The organism is Pseudomonas mosselii (assembly GCF_003205295.1).
GTDB classification, from domain to species: domain Bacteria; phylum Pseudomonadota; class Gammaproteobacteria; order Pseudomonadales; family Pseudomonadaceae; genus Aquipseudomonas; species Aquipseudomonas mosselii_B.
Map to the genome: position 1 here is coordinate 224,794 of NZ_QJRP01000002.1, position 21,893 is coordinate 246,686.

At 64.1% G+C, this 21,893-nt stretch carries 13 protein-coding genes and 5 pseudogenes; 9 read left to right on the plus strand and 9 right to left on the minus strand.

What is annotated here, in order from left to right; all coding sequences use genetic code 11:
* Positions 1-260 precede the first annotated feature (260 nt).
* Positions 261-1,361 carry a glycine-betaine demethylase subunit GbcB gene (gene gbcB / locus DMX06_RS02960; protein WP_110734665.1) on the plus strand — a complete coding sequence of 367 codons (1,101 nt, stop codon included), beginning with the start codon at positions 261-263 and terminating at the stop codon, positions 1,359-1,361.
* Positions 1,362-1,515: 154 nt separating this feature from the next.
* On the opposite strand, the gene DMX06_RS26695 is transcribed toward gbcB, so the two are convergent.
* Positions 1,516-2,388: a methyl-accepting chemotaxis protein gene (locus DMX06_RS26695; RefSeq protein WP_375538077.1), complete on the minus strand. Its 873-nt coding sequence runs from the start codon at positions 2,386-2,388 to the stop codon at positions 1,516-1,518.
* Positions 2,371-3,180: pseudogene (locus DMX06_RS26700) on the minus strand (MCP four helix bundle domain-containing protein); the annotation flags it as partial. The gene DMX06_RS26695 and the pseudogene DMX06_RS26700, both read right to left, overlap by 18 nt.
* A 238-nt stretch (positions 3,181-3,418) precedes the next feature.
* Here DMX06_RS26700 and DMX06_RS02970 point away from each other — a divergent pair.
* The 5 genes and pseudogenes from DMX06_RS02970 to DMX06_RS02985 form a co-directional block, all read left to right on the plus strand.
* Positions 3,419-3,649, plus strand: coding sequence for a hypothetical protein (locus DMX06_RS02970; protein ID WP_110734427.1), 231 nt, complete (start codon positions 3,419-3,421; stop codon positions 3,647-3,649).
* Positions 3,646-3,948 (plus strand): cell division protein ZapA, encoded by a 303-nt coding sequence (locus tag DMX06_RS02975; protein ID WP_028688439.1) that lies wholly within the window; start codon positions 3,646-3,648, stop codon positions 3,946-3,948. Before DMX06_RS02970 ends, DMX06_RS02975 begins: the two co-directional genes overlap by 4 nt.
* A 214-nt stretch (positions 3,949-4,162) precedes the next feature.
* Positions 4,163-5,143, plus strand: a pseudogene (locus tag DMX06_RS26705) (HAMP domain-containing protein); the annotation flags it as partial.
* 132 nt (positions 5,144-5,275) lie between these two features.
* Positions 5,276-6,004 carry a methyl-accepting chemotaxis protein gene (locus DMX06_RS26710; protein WP_375538078.1) on the plus strand — a complete coding sequence of 243 codons (729 nt, stop codon included), beginning with the start codon at positions 5,276-5,278 and terminating at the stop codon, positions 6,002-6,004.
* Between the two features lie 195 nt (positions 6,005-6,199).
* A pseudogene (locus tag DMX06_RS02985) lies at positions 6,200-6,430 on the plus strand (formaldehyde dehydrogenase, glutathione-independent); the annotation flags it as partial.
* A 97-nt stretch (positions 6,431-6,527) separates the two neighbouring features.
* On the opposite strand, the gene DMX06_RS02990 reads toward DMX06_RS02985, so the two are convergent.
* On the minus strand, positions 6,528-7,343 hold the full coding sequence (locus DMX06_RS02990; RefSeq protein WP_258378798.1) for an RHS repeat-associated core domain-containing protein: 816 nt from the start codon (positions 7,341-7,343) through the stop codon (positions 6,528-6,530).
* A 225-nt stretch (positions 7,344-7,568) separates the two neighbouring features.
* On the opposite strand from DMX06_RS02990, the pseudogene DMX06_RS02995 reads away from it, so the two are divergent.
* A pseudogene (locus DMX06_RS02995) lies at positions 7,569-7,718 on the plus strand (DUF2780 domain-containing protein); the annotation flags it as partial.
* Between the two features lie 58 nt (positions 7,719-7,776).
* Here the strand turns inward: DMX06_RS02995 and DMX06_RS03000 are convergent.
* Positions 7,777-8,085, minus strand: a pseudogene (locus tag DMX06_RS03000) (acyltransferase); the annotation flags it as partial.
* 137 nt (positions 8,086-8,222) lie between these two features.
* Between DMX06_RS03000 and creD the strand changes: the two are divergent.
* Positions 8,223-9,551, plus strand: a complete 1,329-nt coding sequence (creD, locus tag DMX06_RS03005) for a cell envelope integrity protein CreD (protein ID WP_110734434.1) — start codon at positions 8,223-8,225, stop codon at positions 9,549-9,551.
* Positions 9,552-9,698: 147 nt separating this feature from the next.
* Here creD and DMX06_RS03010 read toward each other — a convergent pair whose 3' ends face one another.
* The 5 genes from DMX06_RS03010 to aceE all read right to left on the minus strand — a co-directional run bounded on the left by DMX06_RS03010 (position 9,699) and on the right by aceE (position 18,467).
* A complete protein-coding gene (locus DMX06_RS03010) occupies positions 9,699-10,313 on the minus strand; it encodes a glutathione S-transferase N-terminal domain-containing protein (RefSeq protein WP_110734437.1) in 615 nt (204 codons plus the stop codon).
* Between the two features lie 3 nt (positions 10,314-10,316).
* Positions 10,317-10,985: a peptide-methionine (S)-S-oxide reductase MsrA gene (msrA, locus tag DMX06_RS03015; protein WP_050703454.1), complete on the minus strand. Its 669-nt coding sequence runs from the start codon at positions 10,983-10,985 to the stop codon at positions 10,317-10,319.
* A 179-nt stretch (positions 10,986-11,164) separates the two neighbouring features.
* Positions 11,165-13,858 carry a putative bifunctional diguanylate cyclase/phosphodiesterase gene (locus DMX06_RS03020; RefSeq protein WP_110734440.1) on the minus strand — a complete coding sequence of 898 codons (2,694 nt, stop codon included), beginning with the start codon at positions 13,856-13,858 and terminating at the stop codon, positions 11,165-11,167.
* A 315-nt stretch (positions 13,859-14,173) separates the two neighbouring features.
* Positions 14,174-15,808: a dihydrolipoyllysine-residue acetyltransferase gene (gene aceF, locus DMX06_RS03025; protein ID WP_110734442.1), complete on the minus strand. Its 1,635-nt coding sequence runs from the start codon at positions 15,806-15,808 to the stop codon at positions 14,174-14,176.
* 13 nt (positions 15,809-15,821) lie between these two features.
* Positions 15,822-18,467, minus strand: a complete 2,646-nt coding sequence (aceE, locus tag DMX06_RS03030; protein WP_110734445.1) for a pyruvate dehydrogenase (acetyl-transferring), homodimeric type — start codon at positions 18,465-18,467, stop codon at positions 15,822-15,824.
* A gap of 383 nt (positions 18,468-18,850) precedes the next feature.
* On the opposite strand from aceE, the gene glnE reads away from it, so the two are divergent.
* Positions 18,851-21,784: a bifunctional [glutamate--ammonia ligase]-adenylyl-L-tyrosine phosphorylase/[glutamate--ammonia-ligase] adenylyltransferase gene (gene glnE / locus DMX06_RS03035; protein ID WP_110734447.1), complete on the plus strand. Its 2,934-nt coding sequence runs from the start codon at positions 18,851-18,853 to the stop codon at positions 21,782-21,784.
* Positions 21,785-21,893 lie beyond the last annotated feature (109 nt).

Sequence of the window (21,893 nt, forward strand, 5' to 3'; positions counted from 1 at the left end):
GGCTAATCGTTGTTGTAGTGCCGCAAGGCTGTTGTTCGCGATAAACAGCCTGTTGTTTTGCCGAGGAGTGTGCGTCCGGGCCGGGAAATGACCATATCCACGGGCGACATGGCCGCATCGAATTCCGACGCGCCAACCCTTGTAGCGCGGGGCTGGTCGCGATAAGCACGCCGATGTCGCGGATGGGAATGTACGGCGCGGTGCGCTTGCGCATTATCGGAGCCATAAGAATGGCCGACAGTCGGCTGCTGGAGATGAACATGTCCGATACCTTCCTCAATCCGGTTACCACCCAGACCTGGGCCAATGGCCGCCACATCGTGCGTTGTGTCAAGGTCATCCAGGAAACCTGGGACGTGCGCACCTTCTGCTTCATGGCCGACCAGCCGATCATGTTCTTCTTCAAGCCCGGGCAGTTCGTCACCCTGGAGCTGGAGATCGAAGGCAAGCCTGTGATGCGTTCGTACACCATCTCCAGCTCGCCGTCGGTGCCCTACAGCTTCTCCATCACCGTCAAGCGCGTGCCGGGCGGGCTGGTGTCCAACTTCCTTCACGACACCATGCACGAAGGTGCCGAACTGCCGGTGCACGGGCCGGTGGGGCTGTTCAACGCCATTGATTTCCCGGCGGGCAAGGTGCTGTACCTCTCGGGCGGTGTCGGCATCACCCCGGTGATGTCCATGGCCCGCTGGTTCTATGACACCAACGCCAATGTCGACATGGTGTTCGTGCACAGCGCCCGCTCGCCGAAAGACATCATCTACCACCGCGAGCTGGAGCAGATGGCCTCGCGCATCCCCAACTTCAGTCTGCATATCATTTGCGAGAAACACGGGCTGGGTGAGCCGTGGGCCGGCTACCGCGGGTACCTGAACCAGCGGCTGATGGAACTGATTGCCCCGGACTACCTGGAGCGCGTGATCTTCTGCTGCGGCCCGACGCCGTACATGAGCGCGGTCAAGCGCATGCTCGAGGCGGTCGGCTTCGACATGAAGAACTACCACGAGGAATCGTTCGGCGCGACGCCGCCTGAGGCCAAGGCCGACGCGGTGGAACATGCCGAAGCCGCGGCCGACGCGCCGGACGTGGATGTCGCCGACCTCAACCTGGTGGAGTTCGTCGGCAGCGACAAGAGCATCCGCGTGGCCCCGGGCGAGACCGTGCATGCGGCGGCGGCCAAGGTCGGGCTGATGATTCCCAAGGCCTGCGGCATGGGTATCTGCGGTACTTGCAAGGTGCTCAAGCTCGGTGGCGAGGTGGAGATGGTGCACAACGGTGGGATCACCGAGGAGGATGAGGCCGAGGGTTACATCCTGTCGTGCTGCAGCGTGCCGAAGGGGGATGTGCGGATCGAGTATTGATCCGAGCGTGTAGGGGGCTGCTGCGCAGCCCATCGCGACACAAGGCCGCTCCCACAGGTACAGCGCAAGCTTTCAGGCAGCGCAGCACCTGTGGGAGCGTCCTTGCCGAGGCGTCGGACCGGTCGGAAAGGGCCGCAAAGCGGCCCCAGCATTTTCAGGTACGGAAACGAGCCACCAGCCCGCTGAGGTCCACCGCCAGGCGCGACAGCTCGGCACTCGCCGCGCTGGTCTGATGTGCCCCGGTAGCGCTCTGCACCGACAGGTCGTTGATGTTCACCAGGTTGCGATCCACCTCGCGGGCAACCTGGGCCTGCTCTTCGGCTGCACTGGCGATCACCAGGTTGCGCTCGTTGATCTGCGCCACCGCGCCGGCGATGGTGTCCAGCGCCAGGCCCGCGCCACGGGCGATGTTCAGGGTCGACTCGGCGCGCTCGGTGCTGGTGCGCATCGAGTCCACGGCCTGCTCGGTGCCGCCCTGGATGCTGCCGATCATCCGCTCGATCTCGCTGGTGGACTGCTGGGTGCGATGCGCCAGGGCGCGCACCTCGTCGGCGACCACGGCGAAGCCACGACCGGCCTCGCCGGCACGGGCGGCCTCGATGGCGGCGTTGAGTGCCAGCAGGTTGGTCTGATCGGCCAGGCCGCGGATCACGTCGAGCACCTTGCCGATATCGCGGGACTGTTCGGCCAGGTGGGTGATCAGCTTGGCGGTGGCCTGCACGTCGCCGCTCATGCGCTCGATGGCGCCCACGGTCTCCATCACCAGATCGCGGCCATCGCCGGCCGAACGGCTGGCTTCGCCGGAAGCCTCGGAGGTGCTCACCGCGTTGCGCGCCACTTCCTCGACCGCGCTGGTCATCTCGGTGACGGCGGTGGCCGCCTGCTCGATCTCGTTGTTCTGCTGCTGCAGGCCACGGGCGCTCTCGTCGGTGACGCTGTTCAGCTCTTCGGCGGCGGAGGCCAGCTGGGTGGCGGAGCCGGCGATCAGCTGCAGGGTGTCGCGCAGCTTGTCCTGCATCTTGGCCATGGCCTTGAGCAGCCGCGCCGCCTCGTCGGTGCCTTCGGTGTGGATGCTGTGGGTCAGGTCGCCCTCGGCGATCTGCTCGGCGGCCTGCAGCGCTTCGTCGATGGGCTTGACGATACTGCGGGTGAGCAGGAAGGCGAACAGCAGGGTAAGCACCGTGGCGGCCACCAGCAGGCTGATCACCAGGCCGAAGGCGCCGCTGTACTGGTCGGCTGCCTGGGCGTTGGTGGCGCTGGTCTGGTCGGTGTTGATGCGCACCAGGGTGTCCATGATCTTGTTGATCTGCTCGGAGTTTTCCAGCAGGTCGCGGTTGAGCAGGTCACGCAGGGCGTCGAGGTCGCCGGCCTGGCTCAGCGTGCGCATGCGTGCCTCGAGCTGGCGGTACTGGTTGAGCAGCATGCCGTACTGGTCGAAGGCGGCCTTCTCGTCGGCGGCGGTCACCAGCGGCTCGTAGGCGCGGCGGGCCTTGTCGATCTGCGCGTTGCGCTCGTCGAGCAGGCGCAGAGTGTCTTGCTGGGTGGCCGGCTCGCGGTTGAGCAGCAGACGGTAGGACAGGGTACGCAGGCGCAGGTTGAGCGCCGTCAGCTCGTCGAGGGTCTTGATGCTGGGCACGCTGACCTGCTCGATGGTCACGCCGGCCTGGCGGATGTTGCCCATCTGGATCAGCGAGAACACGCCGAGACCCAGCATCAGCAGGCCGATCACGGCGAACCCGAGCAGCGCCCGCGGCGCGATATTCATATTGCGTAAGGACATGGAGGCGGTTCCCAAGGCAGAAGAGGTGCCGCGATCCATGCGACGGAAGAAGACCTGCCTGCCTATCGGTCGTGACCGGCCAGTCTTGAGTCCGTCATGCAAAAATTGTGAGGCACCTAACTATTTTCCTGACCAGCGGTTGATCCAGGTCGGAACAAGGGGGCCGATCCTGGGTCAACCTGAACCTGGCAAACACCTTTTGAATCCGATATTTAATGGCGGGGGCGGCGGTTTTTCCTTATCGTGTGCGCCCTTTGCAACAACCCGAGATAGACGCATGTTGGAAACTTCCCTGAATCAACTCGAGCAACTGGTCAGCGACCTGATGCACAAGAACGCGCAACTGGCCGAGCAGAACGCCAACCTTGGCCAGGAACTGGCCCAGGCCAAGGAAGAGAACGACAGCCTGCAGTTGTCGCTGATGGAGCAGGAAGAGAAGCACGGCGCCACCGCCGCCCGCATCCAGGCCCTGGTCGAGCGCGCCAGCGCAGGTGTCGTGAACGCATGAGACTGCAAGCGCAGCCGGTCAATGTCGTGTCGATCCTGGGCAACGACTATTCGCTCAAGGCGCCCGAAGGCCAGGAAGAAACCCTCTCCCAGGCCGTGCGCATGCTCAACGTCGCGCTGGCCGAAACCAAGCGCAACTACCCGACCCTGATCGGCGACAAACTGCTGGTGCTGGCCGCCCTGAACCTGTGTTCCAAGCAGATCGAACTGCAGCGCGAGCATGACCGCACCCTCGAGCGCACCCAGGCGCAGATCGACGCCACGGTCGATGCCATCAGCAAGGCTGTCTCCGACGTCTGACTGACGCCATCGCGAGCTTCGTGGGAGCGGGCGATCCATCCTGTCGCAGATCACTGGAACAACTGGATACTTAAGTGTATACACTTCCCGAAAAACAATAATTATCGGGGAGTGGAACATGCGCATCTGGCGGCGGAGCATCCAGTGGCAACTGATCGCAAGCATGGGCGCTGCCCTGCTGGCGAGCATCCTGGTGGTGGTGGCGATCTACACGATGGCGCTTAACCGCCTGACCGAGCGTTACCTGGTGGATACGGCGTTGCCGGCCAGCGTCGAGGCCATCCGCAACGATATCGAGCGCATGCTCGGCCAACCGCTGGTGGCGGCGGCGGACATCGCCGGCAATACTCTCCTGCGCGACTGGCTGGCCGCTGGTGAAACCCCGGCCGAGCTGCCGCGCTTCATCGAATATCTGGACGCGGCCAAGCAGCGCAACCACGCCTTCACCACCCTGTTCGCCTCGACCGTCACCGGCCACTACTACAACGAGAAGGGCCTGGACCGCACCCTCAGCCGCGCCAACCCCAAGGACAAGTGGTTCTACGGCTACATCGACAGCGGTGCCGAGCGCCTGATCAACATCGATATCGACGGCTCTACCGGCGAGCTGGCGCTGTTCATCGATTATCGGGTCGAGAAGGACGGCCAGCTGGTCGGTGTGGCCGGCATGGGCCTGCGCATGACCGAATTGTCGAAGCTGATCCACGACTTCAGTTTCGGCGAGCACGGCAAGGTTTTCCTGGTGCGCAATGACGGCCTGATCCAGGTCCATCCCGACCAGCAGTTCAGTGGCAAGCGCCAGCTCGCCGAGCAGTTGGACGGTGAGGCGGCCAAGGCCGTGCTGGTGGGTGGCGAAGGCCTGCGCAGCAGCCGTTTCCAGCGTGACGGCGAGGACTACCTGGCCCTGGGCTTGCCGCTACGCGACCTGAACTGGACGCTGGTGGCCGAGGTGCCGGAGGCCGAGATCTACGCCCAGGCACGCCAGGCCATCTGGCAGACCTGCTTGATCGGCGGAGCGGTGGCGCTGCTCTCGCTGGTGTTGGTGGTATGGCTGGCCCGTGGCTTGGTGCGGCCCATCCGCCAGGTCACCGCGGCGCTGGTGCAGATCGGCAGTGGCGCGGGCGACCTCAGCCACCGCCTGGACGATGCGCGCCAGGATGAGCTGGGCGACCTGGCCCGTGGCTTCAACCGCTTCCTCGACAGCCAGCGCGAGCTGATCGGCGAAGTGCTGCGTACCACCGAGCGCCTGCACCTATCGGTGGAGCAGGTGACCCAGGTGGTGGACAACACCGCCGAGCGCTCGGGCCGCCAGCAGGAAATGACCGAGATGGTCGCCACCGCCGTGCACGAGATGGGCCTGACCGTGCAGGAAATCGCGCAGAACGCCGGCTCCGCCGCCCACGCCTCGCAGTCGGCGCGCGACGAGGCGTTGCAGGCGCGGGAGGTGGTGCGCCGTTCGATCCACAATATCGAAGGCATGTCCGGGGAAATCGGCCGTGCCGCCGAGGCGGTCACGCAACTGGCCGACGAAGTCGCCTCGATCGACGAGGTGCTGGCGGTGATCCGCAGCATTTCCGAACAGACCAACCTGCTGGCGCTCAATGCCGCCATCGAAGCGGCCCGCGCCGGTGAGATGGGCCGGGGCTTTGCCGTGGTGGCGGACGAAGTACGTACCCTGGCGCGGCGCACCCAGCTTTCCACCGACGAAGTGCAGCAGATGATCCAGCGCCTCAAGCACGGTGCCGGCACGGCGGTGGCGTCGATGCAGGCCGGGCGCGAAGCAACGGGCAACGGTGTCGAGTCGAGCCAGCGCACCGGAGCTTCGCTGGGGGCGATCACCGACCAGGTGGAGCGCATCAGTGGGATGAACGAGCAAGTGGCCACGGCGACCGAGGAGCAGTCGGCGGTGACCGAGGAGATCAACCGCACGGTGCAGGGCATTTCCGACCTGGCGCGGCAGACGGCCAGCGAAGTGCAGGGGTGTCGCGAGGAATGCCAGGCATTGCGTGGGTTGGCCGATGACCTGGCGCGGCAGATGGGCGGGTTCAGGCTCTAGTGTCCTGTCTCGGAAATAAGCTGTTCACTTTTGGCGGCGTCTTGGGCGCCCGGCCCGCGTTGCCACTCCTCGCCATAGCCCTGCTATGACTCGTCGCGGCGCCTTGGCCGAACACCCAAGCCACTCGCCAAAAGAGAACGTATTTCCGAGATAGGACACTAGATTGGTGTTGGATTCTTCGCGGGTAAACCCGCTCCCACCGGTTACCACGGCGCGGTGACTGCGGGCGTCGGTCCGGGTAGCACGGTCCATGTTGTCGGTGCCGGCCCGGTAGGCCTTGCCGCCGCTGCTTCCACGCGCTTGCTGGGCGCGGCCTGCGTGATCGTCGGCGACCTCAACCCGGCCCGCCTGGCCCACGCCAAGGCCCAAGGCTTCGAAGTTCGATGCGGGCGTGCCGAAGAAATTCGTGATCGACCCGCACAAGACCTTTAGCGCGGTGTGAGTGAGGGAAACGCCCCGACAAGTGGCGTTTCTTCAGGGCCGTATGGTTTGGTATCAGGTGCAATATCGCCAGGGAAAGCGCTCACGTGCCTGAGAAGAAACTGACCAGGCGGCGGGCGAAAGTGTCATTGGCTCGTAGTTCTTCCACTTTCGCATCGATCGCACTCCAATCGTCTATTGTCAGTCTGAATGCGGCTTGTGAAAGGCTGTGTCGTTCTAGTGTTATTTCGCGTTCTATTTTCAGATTTAGTTCCTTCATTTCCTTGATGTAGCCTTTCAAAAGCGATGTATCTATTTTGCTTAGCGGTGAATCAATGTGGCCATCTACGGCTTGTTGACTAATTTTGATAGTTTCGCTCTGGCTGTCCATGAGTTTCTGAAGTTTTTCTATGCGCTGATAGGGATTTACGATTTCCTTTGGCAGCGCAGATATAGATGTTGTGCTGAGTCTGCGTTTTGCTTCTTCTCGAGACGGTGCATATTTACCGGGAAATGCTACCTCAGGAATTGTTTGTAAACTAGGCTGGGCGGACCGAGTGCGTAAACGCTCTCGAGTGTTTCCTGAAAGATCTTGCCAGTTGACCGGATCCTGTCCGCAATAAACATACGTGTTGATTCCTCCTGTGCCAAACGGACTCCAAGCATCTGGCGAGTGAAAACGCATCAGGACAGGATTGTAGGCACGTTTGCCATTGCCCAATAGATAGAGACCTGCGGCCTCCAATATCTGTGCAGTGAATCCCGGCAACGGATATTTATCCAGGGTGCTGCTGCTGAAGCCAAACGGCGAGTAGATAAACACGTCACGGTTCCCAGCAACCTGACGCGTAATCACGGACCGTTGGTTGTCCAAACCCAATAATACCGCCGCGGAACGTGGTGCATTGACCTTCAACATACGACACCTGCGCAAGATCATCGACGGATTAGATTGTTCACTAATCCCAAGCGCGCGCAACTGGCATAAATACTAGTGTCCTGTCTCGGAAATACGTTCTCTTTTGGCGGCGTCTTGGGCGCCCGGCCCGCGTTGCCACTCCTCGCCATAGCCCTGCTATGACTCGTCGCGGCGCCTTGGCCGAACACCCAAGCCACTCGCCAAAAGAGAACGTATTTCCGAGACAGGACACTAGGCATGGATACCGGGATGATTGGCCACTTCGCGCCGTTGATCCTGCAGTACCTGGGGCAGCAGGGGATCGCCGGGTCGATGCTGCAGAACCTGGGGAGCTTGTGGAATACCCCTGCGCCGTTGAGCCGGCCATCAGTCTGAGCGCCCGACACCGGCACTGACTGTAGGCGCGGGCTTGCCCGCGATTAGGCCATTGGCTTCAACGAATCTCGGCGCGCAGCTCCTCGATCCGCTGGTCCTTGTCCAGCCACAGCTGGTTCACCCAGGCCTGCACCGTCTGGCGGAACGCCGGGTCGTTCTCGTAATCGCCCTCGCACAACGCTGGGTCCAGCTCACGCACGCGGATATCGATGATCACCCGGCTGATGCTGCCGTTGAGCAGGTCCCAGAACCCCGGTGCCTTGCTGCCCGGGTAGACGATGGTCACGTCCAGCAGCGCATCGAGCTGCTCGCCCAGCGCTGCCAGCACGAACGCCACGCCGCCGGCCTTGGGCTTGAGCAGGTGGCGACCCGCTCCTACAGGACATTGCAGTGCTGTGATTGTGTGGCTGCTGGCGCCAATCTCCACACAATCTCCACATTCGCTCCCCAAGGGCTCCACGCGGTGGGCAGACACTGGCCCCATCGCAAACGGAGCCCAACCCAATGAACAAGACCCTAGGTTTCAAGCTTGGCCTGATCGCCGTGCTGATCCTGCTGCTGCTGATCCCCCTGCTGATGATCGGCGGCCTGATCGATGAACGGCAGCAACTGCGCAACAACGTACTGGGCGAGATCGCCGCGAGCTCCAGCTTCGACCAGTTGGTCAGCGGCCCGGTGCTGGTGGTGCCCTATCGCAAGTACGAGCGGCGCTGGATCGACAAGGATGGCACGAGCGTCCAGGAGACCACCACGATGCATGGCAACCTCTACTTCCTGCCGGAAACCTTCGCGATGGACATCGGTGTCGATACCGAGCTGCGCGCCCGTGGCATTTATCAGGCGCGCCTGTTCCATGCCAAGGGTCAGGTCAGCGGTCGCTTCAAGCTGCCTGAGCGCTGGGGCATCGAGAAGGACTACGACGACTACCGCTTCGACAAGCCGTTCCTGATGGTCGGCATCAGCGACATTCGCGGCATCGAGAACAGCCTGGAGCTCACCTTGGACGACCAGCGCATGCCGTTCGAGGCCGGCAGCGGCGTCGACTGGTTGCCCGGTGGCGTACATGTGGCCCTGCCGCAACTGAGCGACCAGAAGGCCCGCGAGTTCGACTACGCCTTCGACCTGGCCCTGCTGGGCACCGGCCAGCTGGCGGTGCTGCCGGTCGGCCGCAGCACCTCGGTGGACATGCGCGCCAACTGGCCGCACCCGAGCTTCGTCGGCAGCTACCTGCCCAGCCGCCGCGCGATCGATGAGAAGGGCTTCAGCGCCCACTGGCAGACCTCGTTCTTCGCCACCAACCTGGAAGAGTCCATGCGCCTTTGCGCGACCGTCGGCAAGTGCGGCGACTTCAACGAGCGTGCTTTTGGCGTCAGCTTCGTCGACCCGGTGGACCAGTACCTCAAGAGTGAGCGGGCGATCAAGTATGCGCTGCTGTTCATCGCCCTGACCTTTGCTGGCTTCTTCCTGTTCGAGGTGCTGAAGAACCTAAGCGTGCACCCGGTGCAGTACATCTTGGTGGGTGTGGCCCTGGCGTTCTTCTACCTGTTGTTGCTGTCGCTGTCTGAGCATCTGGGGTTTGGCCTGGCCTATGGGCTGTCGGCGTCAGGGTGCGTGCTGCTGATCGGCTTCTATCTGGTTCATGTGCTGCGCAGCCTGGGGCGTGGGATTGGCTTTGCGGCGGGGCTGGCGGCGTTGTACGCGATGCTCTACGGGCTGCTCAGCGCCGAGGACTACGCGTTGCTGATGGGCTCGCTGCTGTGCTTTGGCCTGCTGGGTGTGTTCATGGTGCTGACCCGGCGGCTGGACTGGTCGCGGGTGGGGAGGGGGGTATGAGGGAGGATAGAGAGATCGGGCGGTGGTTGGCCCTTAAGATTGGAATGCTGTTTCCTGTAACACCGAGGTGAGGCCTTCGCGGGTAAACCCGCTCCCACAGGATCTGTACTGTACCTGTGGGAGCGGGTTTACCCGCGAAGAGGCCCTTCAGCCTTGCGGCGCAGTGGCTAGCATCGACGCCCGCTGGCTGACCTCGGCATACCATGCCGCCAACCCAGGCTGCTGCTCACGCCAGCCAAACGCCGGCTGGCGCAGGTCCAGATACCCCAACGCACAAGCCACGCCAATCGCCGCCAGGTCGAACCCCGAGGCCAGCTCCGCCAGGTGCTCCTGTTCAAGATTGGCCAGGCTGCGGCGGATCTTCTCGCCCTGTGCCTGCACCCAACCGTCCCACTGCTTGTCCGCCGGGCGCAGGAAGGTTTCGTAGCGGGTGGCCACCGCCGCATCCATGATCGCGTCGGCCTGGGAGGCCAGGGTCAGCCGGCGCCAGCGTGCCGAGCCTTCGCGGGGGATCAGCGGCACGCCGACATGCTGGCTGTCGAGGTACTCGCAGATCACCCGGCTGTCGTGCAGCACGCTGCCGTCATCCAGGCGCAGGGCCGGGATCTTGCCGATCGGATTGCCCTGGTTGAGCTGCGCGTCGCCGTTCACCGGGCTGATGTTCACGCCCTGCACGGTGACGCGGTCCAGCTGGCCGGTCTCGTGCAGCACGATCATCACCTTGCGCACGAACGGCGACAGCGGCGAATGGAACAGGATCATGGCTCAGTTGCCCTGCAGGCTGGGTGGCAGGCACACGCCGGTACCGCCGATGCCGCAGTAGCCTTGCGGGTTCTTGGCCAGGTACTGCTGGTGGTAGGCCTCGGCGAAGTACACGGTCGGCGCCTGGGCGATCTCGGTGGTGATCTCACCGAAGCCGGCCTTGCCCAGCTCGGCCTGGAAGGCGGCCTTGCTCGCGTTGGCTTCATCCAGTTGCTGCGGCGAGGTGCAGTAGATTGCCGAGCGGTACTGGGTGCCGACATCGTTGCCCTGGCGCATGCCTTGGGTCGGGTTGTGCAGCTCCCAGAACATCGCCAGCAGCTCGCGGTAGCTGACCCGGTTCTTGTCGAACACCACCAGCACCACTTCGGTGTGGCCGGTCAGGCCCGAGCAGACTTCTTCGTAGGTGGGGTTGGGGGTGAAGCCACCGGCGTAGCCGACCACGGTGCTGACCACGCCTTCGCGCTGCCAGAAACGGCGCTCGGCGCCCCAGAAGCAGCCCAGGCCGAAGATGGCGAAATCGATATCGCCTTCGAAGAACGGGCCGAGCAGCGGGGTGCCTTCGAACACATAGTGGAACTCGGGCAGGGTCATCGGGGTTTCGCGGCCAGGCAGGGCCTGTTCCGCGGTGGGCAGGACGTTTTTGTTCACCAGGATTTCCGAACGCAGGGTCATGGCCGTTCCTCTATTTGATATTCAACAACCTGGGGCCGCTTTGCGGCCCTTTCGCGGCACAAGGCCGCTCCTACAGGGGGACGCATGATCCCGGTAGGAGCGGCCTTGTGCCGCGAAAGGGCTGCAAAGCAGCCCCGGCAGGCAAGTGATGTCTATAGTGCCCGAGCTTTACGCCGCTGTCAGTCCACCGGACCACGGGGATAGCGACGCAGTTTCTCGTTCAGCTCGCGCCCCGGGATCGGCCGGTCGAACAGGTAGCCCTGGCCGACGTCGCAGCGGTGCCGACGCAGGAACGCCAGCTGCTCGGGCGTCTCGATCCCCTCGGCGACCACCTTGAGCTTGAGGTTGTGGGCCATGGCCACCACCGCCGAGGTGATCTCCATGTCGTCCTGGTTGTCGGGGATCTCGTTGATGAAGCTGCGGTCGATCTTGATGATGTCGATCGGGAACTTCTTCAGGTAGCTCAGCGACGAGTAGCCGGTGCCGAAGTCGTCCATGGCCAGGGTCAGGCCCAGGGCCTTGAGCTCGTCGAGCTGGCGGTGGGTGTCCTCGGTGGCTTCCAGCAGCAGGCCTTCGGTCAGTTCCAGTTCCAGCAGGTGCGGCGGCAGGGCTTCCTCCTTGAGGATGCTGCCGATCGAGCTGACCAGCTCGGGGTCGGAGAACTGCTTGGGCGACAGGTTGATGGCCACGTGCAGGTTGCCGAAGCCGGCCTCGCGCAGTTGCTGGCTCATGCGGCAGGACTGGCGCACCACCCACTTGCCGATGGGGATGATCAGGCCGGTTTCCTCGGCCACGCTGATGAACTGGTCGGGGCGGATCATGCCGCGCTCGGGGTGGTTCCAGCGCAGCAGCGCCTCCAGGCCGAGCAGGCGGCCGCTGCGCAGGCACAGCTTGGGCTGGTAGAACACTTCCAGTTCGTTCTGGGTCAGGGCGCGGCGCAGGTTGTTCTCGACGAACAGCTTGTAGCTGGCCTCGGCGTTGAGCACTTCGGTGAACACCTGGACCTGGTGCTTGCCGTTGGCCTTGGCCTTGTGCAGGGCCAGGCCCGCGTTCTTCATCAGCGTGGCCGGGTCGCTGCCGTGCAGCGGCGCGCAGGCCAGGCCCACGGAGGCGGTGACGTTGATCAGCTGGTTGTCGACGAACATCGGCTTGTCGAGGGTGCGCAGCAGCTGGTGGGCGACGCCCTGGCCATCTTCCAGGCTGGTGTCGTCCAGTAGCACGGCGAACTCGTTGCTGGCAAAGCGCGCCAGGCTGCCGCCGTTGGCCAGGCTGTTGCGCAGGCGCCGGGCCAGGCTGATCAGCAGCTTGTCGCCGGTCTGGTGGCCGAGGCTGTCGTTGATCCGCTTGAAGTTGTCGATGTCCACCAGCAGCAGGCAGATGGGGCTGGCGCTGTCGCGGGCAAAGCGCTCGTCGAGGTTGCGGATGAACGCCGGGCGGTTGCCCAGGTTGGTCAGGTTGTCGGTATAGGCCAGGCGCTCGATGCGCTGCTGGGCCAGCTTGGTCTGGGTGACATCCTCGTAGATGCCGATGTAGTGGGTCAGCTCGCGGTTGTCGCCGTACACCTTGGAGATCGACAGCTGGCCCCAGTACGGCTCGAGGTTCTTGCGCCGGCTCTTGAACTCACCCTGCCAGCTGTTACCCATGGCCAGGCTCGAGGGCGAGTCGAACAGCAGTTCGCTGAGGTTCTCTAGCGCCGGCAGTTCGGCCAGATGATGGCCCTGGACCTCCTCGGTGCTGTATTGAGTGATCGCGGTGAAGCTGGGGTTGACGTATTCCACCACGCCATCGCGGTTGACCAGCAGGAAGGCGCTGGCGCTCTGTTCCACGGCGCGTTGGAACAGGTGCAGGGCGCTGGCGGCGGTACGCCGATTGTGGTTGTTGATGACCTGGGCGAACTGGTCGGCCAGCTCGCCAGCGAAGGCGATCTCGTCCGACTGCCAGGCCCGTGGCTGGCCGGTCTGTTCCAGGCACAGCACGCCGACCACCTGGCCGTCGATGCGGATACTGGCATCGAGCATGGCGTTGTCGTCGGTGCTGTACAGCGACTCGGCCATCTCGCGGGTGCGCGGGTCATGGCTGGCGTTGTGGGCGTCGATGGCGCGGCTGGCGTGCAGGGCCTCGAGGTAGTCCGGGAAGCGGCTGGCGTCGATCGCCTCGGGCATGCGGTGCTGTTGGTCGCGGCTGTACCAGGCGCTGATCGGCTCCAGGCGCTGGTCGTTCAGGTACCAGATGCTGGCGCAGTCGACCTTGTAGATCTCGCAGGCGCTGCGGGTGATCAGCTCGGCCGCTTCGAGCAGCGAGTTGCCGATGCTGTAGCGCTGGCGGGCCAGGCGCAGGATCAGGTCCTGCTGGGCGCGCACCCGCTCCAGGTGTTCGAGCTGCTCCTGCTGGGCGCGCTGGTTCAACTGCAGGGCCAGTTGCAGGCGGTTGTTGCGCGACTCCAGGTCGTTGGCGTCGAGGTCCGGGGTGTCCTGGCGGTGGTCGTCGAACACCGTCAGGTAGCCGCGCAGCAATTGGCGGTTGTGCTGCTTGTAGCTCTCCCCGACTTCCAGCAGGCGCAGCGGCGTCGGGCAGGCGTGCAGGGTGTAGCGCACCCGGTAGTAGCCGCGCTGGGCCAGTTGCAGCTGGATCTCGTCGTGCAGCTTGTAGCGTGCTTCCGGCTCCATGAGGCTGGCGTAGGGCGAGCCGATCAGGGCGCAGAGTTCGGCGGCGGGCAGGCCGAACTGGCGGTCGCAGGCCGGGTCGAGGTAAAGCATGGCCCAGCTGGCTTCGTTCAGCCGCTCGAAACGCAGCATGCCGAGCCGCGAGGGCACGGGGAGCTGCGTCACGACCTCGGCCGCCACACGGCTGGCGGCATCGGGTTGGCTTTTCATCGAAGACTCGCTTGAACTGGGGCGCGGCCTGGAGCACGGCGCATCGGGCAAGGTTGCATCATGTCCCGTGGGCTGGCAAGCGGCCATGGAGGATGCTGTGAACAGGTTGTCGGCTGCTCGCGGGGAATCTGTAGGACCGGTGGGCAGAGGAAGATCGCATTCCCCGGTAGGAGCGGCCTTGCGCCACGAAAGGAGGGCGCAGCCCTCCCGGCAATCCCAAGGCAAAAAAAAGCCCCGCCAAAGTGACGGGGTTGAGGTACGAGCGTGGCAGCTCGAAAACGGGGCTGCCCCTCCGGAGAGGGGCAGCGTGCAGCGTTACAGCAGCATGGTGCGGATATCGCCCAGCACGTCGCCCAGGCGCTTGGTGAAGCGCGCGGCGGCGGCGCCGTTGATCACACGGTGATCGTAGGACAGCGACAGCGGCAGCATCAGCTTCGGCTGGAAGGCCTTGCCGTCCCAGACCGGCTGCATGGTGGCCTTGGACACACCGAGGATCGCCACCTCAGGCGCGTTGACGATCGGCGTGAAGCCGGTGCCGCCAATGTGGCCGAGGCTGGAGATGGTGAAGCAGGCGCCTTGCATCTCGTCGGCCGAGAGCTTCTTGGTGCGGGCTTTTTCGGCCAGCGCGGCAGCTTCGGCAGCCAGTTGCAGCAGGCTCTTCTGGTCGACGTTCTTGATCACCGGGACCAGCAGGCCGTCCGGGGTGTCGACGGCGAAGCCGATGTGCACGTACTTCTTGCGGATGATCGCCTTGCCGCTTGGCGCCAGCGAGCTGTTGAAGTCCGGCAGTTCCTTGAGCAGGAAGGCGCAGGCCTTGAGCAGCAGCGGCAGCACGGTCAGCTTGACGCCAGCCTTCTCGGCCACGGCCTTCTGCGCGACGCGGAAGGCTTCCAGCTCGGTGATGTCGGCGGAGTCGAACTGGGTCACGTGCGGCACGTTCAGCCAACTGCGGTGCAGGTTGGCGGCGCCGACCTGCATCAGGCGGGTCAGGGCCACTTCTTCCACTTCACCGAACTTGCTGAAGTCCACGGCCGGGATCGGCGGGATGCCGGCGCCGCCGGTCGCACCGGCAGCCGTCGGAGCTTCCTTGGCCTTCTGCATCATCGACTTGACGTAGACCTGCACGTCTTCCTTCAGGATGCGGCCGTGCGGACCGGTGGCGGCGACAGCGCCCAGCTCGACACCGAATTCACGAGCCAGCTGACGAACGGCCGGGCCTGCGTGAACCTTGGCGTTGCTGCCGGCGGCCGGTGCGGTGGCAACCGGCGCAGGGGCGGCAGCCGGGGCGGCAGCGGCAGGTGCGGCGGCAGGAGCAGCCTCAGCCTTGGCCGGTGCAGCAGCGGCAGGTGCCGGAGCGGCAGCAGGTGCTGCGCCAGCGACTTTCAGCTTGAAGATCAGGTCACCAGTGCCGACTTCATCTTCCAGCTTGCACAGTACTTCCTCGACCACGCCAGCAGCTGGCGACGGGATCTCCATGGAGGCCTTGTCGGACTCCAGGGTGATCAGCGACTGGTCGGCTTCGACGGTGTCGCCGACCTTGACCAGCACTTCGATGATCTTGGCCTTGCCCGACGAGCCGATGTCCGGCACGTGGATGTCCTGCACGCTGGCGGCAGCCGGGGCTGCGGCAGGAGCAGGGGCAGCTTCGGCAGCCGGTGCCGGGGCAGCAGCTGGAGCCGGGGCGGCGGCGGCCGGAGCCTCAGGCGCCGCAGCGGCGCCCTCGACTTCCAGGACCAGCAGCTCGTCGCCTTCTTTCAGGCGATCGCCCAGCTTGACCTTCAGTTCCTTGACCACACCGGCCTTCGGCGCGGGGATCTCCATGGAGGCCTTGTCGGACTCCAGGGTCAGCAGGCTCTGGTCAGCCTCGATACGGTCACCGACCTTGACGAACAGCTCGATGATTTCACCTTCACCGCTGCCGATGTCAGGTACGCGAATGAGTTCGCTCACTTAAAAATACTCCTCAGCAGTCCAGTGGGTTGCGCTTGTCCGGGTCGATGCCGAACTTGACGATGGCGTCAGCCACAACCTTGGGTTCGATCTCGCCACGGTCAGCCAGGGCTTCCAGGGCAGCCAGCACCACGAAGTGGCGGTCGACTTCGAAGAAGTGACGCAGCTTCTTGCGGCTGTCGCTGCGACCGTAACCGTCGGTACCCAGGACCTTGAACTCTTTGCTCGGTACCCACTGGCGAATCTGTTCGGCGAACAGCTTCATGTAGTCGGTGGACGCGATGACCGGGCCTTTGCGACCGTTCAGGCACTGCTCGACGTAGGTCTCTTGTGGCTTCTGGCCAGGCTTCAGGCGGTTGGCGCGCTCTACGGCCAGGCCGTCGCGACGCAGTTCGTTGAAGCTGGTGACGCTCCACACGTCGGCGCCGACGTTGAACTCTTCACGCAGAATCTTCGCCGCCTCGCGGACTTCGCGCAGGATGGTGCCGGAGCCCATCAGCTGTACGTGGTGCGCGGCTTCGCGGGTGTCTTCCTCGAGCAGGTACATACCTTTGATGATGCCTTCCTCGACACCGGCCGGCATGGCTGGCTGCTGGTAGGATTCGTTCATCACGGTGATGTAGTAGAAGATGTCCTGTTGCTCTTCGGTCATCTTCTTCATGCCGTCCTGGATGATCACCGCCAGCTCGTAGCCGTAGGTTGGATCGTAGGTGCGGCAGTTCGGGATGGTGCCCGCCATCATGTGGCTGTGACCGTCTTCGTGCTGCAGGCCTTCACCGTTGAGGGTGGTACGGCCGGCGGTACCGCCGATCAGGAAGCCACGGGTGCGGCTGTCGCCAGCGGCCCAGGCCAGGTCGCCAATGCGCTGGAAACCGAACATCGAGTAGAAGATGTAGAACGGCAGCATCGGCTGGTTGTGGCAGCTGTACGAGGTACCGGCAGCGATGAACGACGACATGGCGCCGGCTTCGTTGATGCCTTCCTCGAGGATCTGGCCCTTCTTGTCTTCGCGGTAGAACATCACCTGGTCTTTATCGACTGGCTCGTAGAGCTGGCCGACCGACGAGTAGATGCCCAGCTGGCGGAACATGCCTTCCATACCGAAGGTACGGGCTTCGTCCGGAATGATCGGAACGATGCGCTGGCCAATGTCCTTGTCCTTGACCAGCTGCGCGAGGATACGCACGAAGGCCATGGTGGTGGAGATTTCGCGGTCGCCCGAGCCGTCCAGGATCGCTTTCAGCGTTTCCAGCGGCGGGGTCGGTACGCTGAAGCTCTTGGCGCGGCGCTGTGGCACGAAACCGCCCAGGGCGGCACGGCGCTCGGCCAGGTACTTGGCTTCGGCGGAGCCTTCTTCCGGCTTGAAGAACGGCAGGTTCTCCAGATCCGCATCCTTGACCGGGATATCGAAGCGGTCACGGAAGTGACGCAGGCTGTCGACGTCGACCTTCTTGGTGTTGTGCGCGGTGTTCTTGGCTTCGCCGGCACCGGTACCGTAACCCTTGATGGTCTTGGCCAGGATGACGGTCGGCTGCTCCTTGTGGTTCACAGCCTGGTGGTACGCCGCGTAGACCTTGTACGGGTCGTGGCCGCCACGGTTGAGCTTCCAGATCTCGTCGTCGGACAGGTCTTCGACCATGGCCTTGAGCTCTGGGGTGTTGAAGAAGTTCTCACGAACGTACGCGCCGTCTTTGGCCTTGTAGTTCTGGTACTCGCCGTCGATGACTTCGTCCATGCGGCGCTGCAGGGCACCGTTGGTGTCCTTGGCCAGCAGTGGGTCCCAGAAACGGCCCCAGACCACCTTGTTGACGTTCCAGCCACCGCCACGGAACACGCCTTCGAGTTCCTGGATGATCTTGCCGTTGCCGCGAACCGGGCCGTCGAGGCGCTGCAGGTTGCAGTTGATGACGAAGATCAGGTTGTCCAGCTTCTCGCGGCCGGCCAGGGCGATCGCGCCCAGGGATTCCGGCTCGTCGCACTCACCGTCGCCCATGAAGCACCAGACCTTCTGCTTGCCGGCCGGGATGAAGCCACGGGCTTCCAGATACTTCATGAAGCGTGCCTGGTAGATCGCCTGGATCGGGCCCAGGCCCATGGAAACGGTCGGGAACTGCCAGAAGTCAGGCATCAGCCAAGGGTGCGGGTACGAAGACAGGCCGTTACCGTCCACTTCCTGGCGGAAGTTGTTCATCTGCTCTTCGTTGATGCGGCCTTCCATGAAGGCGCGGGCGTAGACGCCTGGCGAAGCGTGGCCCTGGAAGAAGATCAGGTCGCCGCCGTGTTCTTCGGTCGGGGCCTGGAAGAAGTAGTTGAAGCCGATGTCGTACAGGGTGGCGCTGGAGGCGAAGCTGGAGATGTGTCCGCCCAGGTCCGAGTCTTTCAGGTTGGTGCGCATGACCATGGCCAGGGCGTTCCAACGCACCATCGAGCGGATGCGGCGTTCCATGAACAGGTCGCCAGGCATGCGTGCTTCGTGGGTGACAGGGATGGTGTTGCGGTACGGCGTGGTGATGGCATACGGCAGCTGGGAGCCACTACGGGTGGCCAGCTCGCCCATACGGGTCATCAGGTAATGAGCGCGGTCTTCGCCTTCTTTGTCGAGGACCGACTCCAGGGCATCCAGCCATTCCTGGGTTTCGATTGGATCGAGGTCTTGCATGGCTTGCTCCAGGGCGGAAAGGCCACCAGAATCGATGGCCTGAGTTTGCGACTGGCCTTATGGGCAGACGTCGTGAATTCTTGGATTACCGGACAGTCATCCGGCGCGGTGTAGTTTTACTACAAATGCTTTCTCATTTCATGCTTTGGCAGGTCATGAGTAGTAGTAAAACTACACAAATGCGACGTTTGGTCGCATCCCGGGTTGTGAGGAAAAACGTTCATGTTGGTTGGTGGTGTGTCGCTAGCAGGTGAATCTTGATGGGTTTTGCCAAATTTTCGATTATTTCAGCTATTTCCAACTTTTGTACGACAGTCCAACCGTGGTCCAACCTCCGTTTGACCTCTGCAACCGCTCTCTTTCACGCCGATCAAGGATAGACCATGCGCCTGCCTTTGCCGCTCGATCTGCCTGCCGCCCTCCAACCGCTGGTCGCTCGTAACCAGCAATTCCTGCGCGATGCCCTGGTCGGTCATCCTGGCCTGGACCTGGACAGCCTGAGCGTCGAGCACCGGCGCCAGTTCGACCAAGTCGCCGCTGCCAGCGATTTTGTCCTGGCCCAGGCTCAGCGTGATCCAGCGATGCTGTTCGAACTGCTGGTCAGCGGCGCGATGGACCAGGCGTTCGCGCCGGGCCAACTGCGCGCGCAGATCAACGCCGTGGCACAGGCTGCCCAGAACGAGGACGAACTGGCGCGTAACCTGCGCCGCGAGCGCAACCGCCAGCAACTGCGCATCATCTGGCGCGACATTACCCGCCAGGCCGCGTTGCCCGAAACCTGCCGTGACCTGTCCGACCTGGCCGACGCCAGTATCGACGAAGCCTATCAATGGCTGTACCCGCGTCACTGCCAGCAGTTCGGCACGCCCATCGGCAACCGCAGCGGCCAGCCCCAGCATTTGGTGGTGCTGGGCATGGGCAAGCTGGGCGCGGTGGAATTGAACCTGTCGTCCGACATCGACCTGATCTTCGCCTTCCCCGAGGGCGGCGAAACCGAAGGGGTCAAGCGTTCGCTGGACAACCAGGAGTTCTTCACCCGCCTGGGCCAGCGCCTGATCAAGGCGCTCGACCCGGTCACCGTCGACGGCTTCGTGTTCCGCGTCGACATGCGCCTGCGCCCCTATGGCTCGGCTGGCGCGCTGGTGCTCAGCTTCAATGCCCTGGAGCAGTACTACCAGGACCAGGGCCGTGACTGGGAACGCTACGCCATGATCAAGGCGCGGGTAGTCGCTGGCGATCAGGTGGCCGGCGCGCAGTTGCAGGAGATGCTGCGGCCGTTCGTCTACCGGCGCTACCTGGACTTCTCCGCCATCGAGGCGCTGCGCACCATGAAGCAGTTGATCCAGCAGGAGGTGCGGCGCAAGGGCATGGCCGACAACATCAAGCTCGGTGCCGGCGGCATTCGCGAGGTGGAGTTTATCGCCCAGGCGTTCCAGCTGATTCACGGCGGGCGCGACCTGAGCCTGCAGCAGCGGCCGTTGCTCAAGGTGCTGACCACCCTGGAAGGGCAGGGCTACCTGCCGTCGGCCGTGGTCGCCGAGCTGCGCGACGGCTATGAGTTCCTGCGCTACACCGAGCACGCGATCCAGGCCATTGCCGACCGCCAGACCCAGATGCTGCCGGACGATCCGACCGACCGCGAGCGCATCGCCTACATGCTCGGCTTTGCCGACTGGGACAGCTTCCACGGGCAATTGATGCACTGGCGTGGGCGCATCGACTGGCATTTCCGCCAGGTCATCGCCGACCCGGATGAGGACGAAGCCGAAGGCGAACTGGTGGTCGGCGGCGAGTGGTCGCCACTGTGGGAGCAGGCCCAGGATGAAGACGCGGCCTCCCGCCAGCTCGAGGAGGCCGGCTTCCGCCAACCGGCCGAGGCCCTGCGCCGCCTGACCGCGCTGCGGGCCAGCCCGACCCTGCGCTCGATGCAGCGTATCGGTCGCGAGCGCCTGGACGCCTTCATTCCACGGCTGCTGGCCCAGGCGGTCGAACACGACAATCCGGACCTGGTGCTGGAGCGGGTGCTGCCATTGGTCGAGGCCGTTGCGCGTCGCTCGGCCTACCTGGTGCTGCTCACCGAGAACCCCGGCGCACTGCGTCGCCTGCTGACCCTGTGCGCCGCCAGCCCGTGGATCGCCGAGCAGATGGCCCGCTACCCGCTTCTGCTCGACGAACTGCTCAACGAGGGCCGGTTGTTCAGCCCGCCGTTGGCGCCGGAGCTGGCCGCCGAGCTGCGCGAGCGCCTGACGCGCATCCCCGAGGACGATCTGGAACAGCAGATGGAGGCCCTGCGCCACTTCAAGCTGGCCCACAACCTGCGCGTGGCCGCCTCGGAGATCAGCGGCAACCTGCCGTTGATGAAGGTCAGCGACTACCTGACCTGGCTGGCCGAGGCGATTCTCGACCAGGTGCTGGCCCTGGCCTGGCGCCAGACCGTGGCGCGCCACGGCCAGCCCAAGCGCAGCGACGGCAGCCTGTGCGACCCGGGCTTCATCATCGTCGGCTACGGCAAGGTCGGTGGCCTGGAGCTGGGTCACGGTTCGGACCTGGACCTGGTGTTCATCCACGATGGCGACCCGAATGCCGAAACCGACGGCGCCAAGCCCATCGACAGCGCGCAGTTCTACACCCGCCTGGGCCAGCGCATCATCCACCTGCTGACCACCCAGACCAACTCCGGCCAGCTCTACGACGTGGACATGCGCCTGCGCCCGTCCGGCGCCTCGGGGTTGCTGGTCAGCTCGCTGGGCGCCTTCGAGCGCTACCAGCAGAACGAGGCCTGGACCTGGGAGCACCAGGCCCTGGTGCGGGCCCGGGTGCTGGTGGGTTGCAAGCAGGTGGCGACGGCTTTCGAGGCAGTGCGGGCGCAGGTCCTCGGCCAGCCCCGCGACCTCGACAAGCTGCGCGTCGAAGTCAGCGAGATGCGCGCCAAGATGCGCGACAACCTGGGCAGCAAGCTCACTGCCGCCGGCACTGCGGGCAATGCTTTCGATGCCGGTCAGCCGTTCGATATCAAGCAGGATGCCGGCGGTATCGTGGATATCGAATTTATGGTGCAATACGCCGCTTTGGCTTGGTCCCACGACCATCCGGCCATACTGCGCTGGACCGACAACATCCGCATCCTCGAAGAGCTGGAACAGGCCGGGCTGATGCCCGCCGCCGACGCCGTGCTGCTGCGCGAGGTGTACAAGGCGTTCCGCTCGGCGTCGCACCGCCAGGCCCTGCAGAAGCAGGCCGGGGTGATCGACGCGGCGCAGTTTGTCGATGAGCGTCGTGAGGTAAGGCGGATCTGGGGGCAGTTGGGCCTGGCCTGAGGTTGGTGCAGTCCCTGTGGGAGCGGGTTTACCCGCGAAGAAAACGCCGCGGTGGCTGGCACGGGCTACGCCCGTGTTCGCGGGTAAACCCGCTCCCACAGGGGCCTCG

Excerpts from the sequence above, each read along its gene's own strand:
- gbcB (WP_110734665.1), top strand. The coding sequence starts at position 261 with ATGTCCGATACCTTCCTCAATCCGGTTACCACCCAGACCTGGGCCAAT.
- DMX06_RS26695 (WP_375538077.1), bottom strand. The coding sequence starts at position 2,388 with ATGGCCAAGATGCAGGACAAGCTGCGCGACACCCTGCAGCTGATCGCC.
- DMX06_RS02970 (WP_110734427.1), top strand. The coding sequence starts at position 3,419 with ATGTTGGAAACTTCCCTGAATCAACTCGAGCAACTGGTCAGCGACCTG.
- DMX06_RS02975 (WP_028688439.1), top strand. The coding sequence starts at position 3,646 with ATGAGACTGCAAGCGCAGCCGGTCAATGTCGTGTCGATCCTGGGCAAC.
- DMX06_RS26710 (WP_375538078.1), top strand. The coding sequence starts at position 5,276 with ATGGTCGCCACCGCCGTGCACGAGATGGGCCTGACCGTGCAGGAAATC.
- DMX06_RS02990 (WP_258378798.1), bottom strand. The coding sequence starts at position 7,343 with ATGTTGAAGGTCAATGCACCACGTTCCGCGGCGGTATTATTGGGTTTG.
- creD (WP_110734434.1), top strand. The coding sequence starts at position 8,223 with ATGAACAAGACCCTAGGTTTCAAGCTTGGCCTGATCGCCGTGCTGATC.
- DMX06_RS03010 (WP_110734437.1), bottom strand. The coding sequence starts at position 10,313 with ATGATCCTGTTCCATTCGCCGCTGTCGCCGTTCGTGCGCAAGGTGATG.
- msrA (WP_050703454.1), bottom strand. The coding sequence starts at position 10,985 with ATGACCCTGCGTTCGGAAATCCTGGTGAACAAAAACGTCCTGCCCACC.
- DMX06_RS03020 (WP_110734440.1), bottom strand. The coding sequence starts at position 13,858 with ATGAAAAGCCAACCCGATGCCGCCAGCCGTGTGGCGGCCGAGGTCGTG.
- aceE (WP_110734445.1), bottom strand. The coding sequence starts at position 18,467 with ATGCAAGACCTCGATCCAATCGAAACCCAGGAATGGCTGGATGCCCTG.
- glnE (WP_110734447.1), top strand. The coding sequence starts at position 18,851 with ATGCGCCTGCCTTTGCCGCTCGATCTGCCTGCCGCCCTCCAACCGCTG.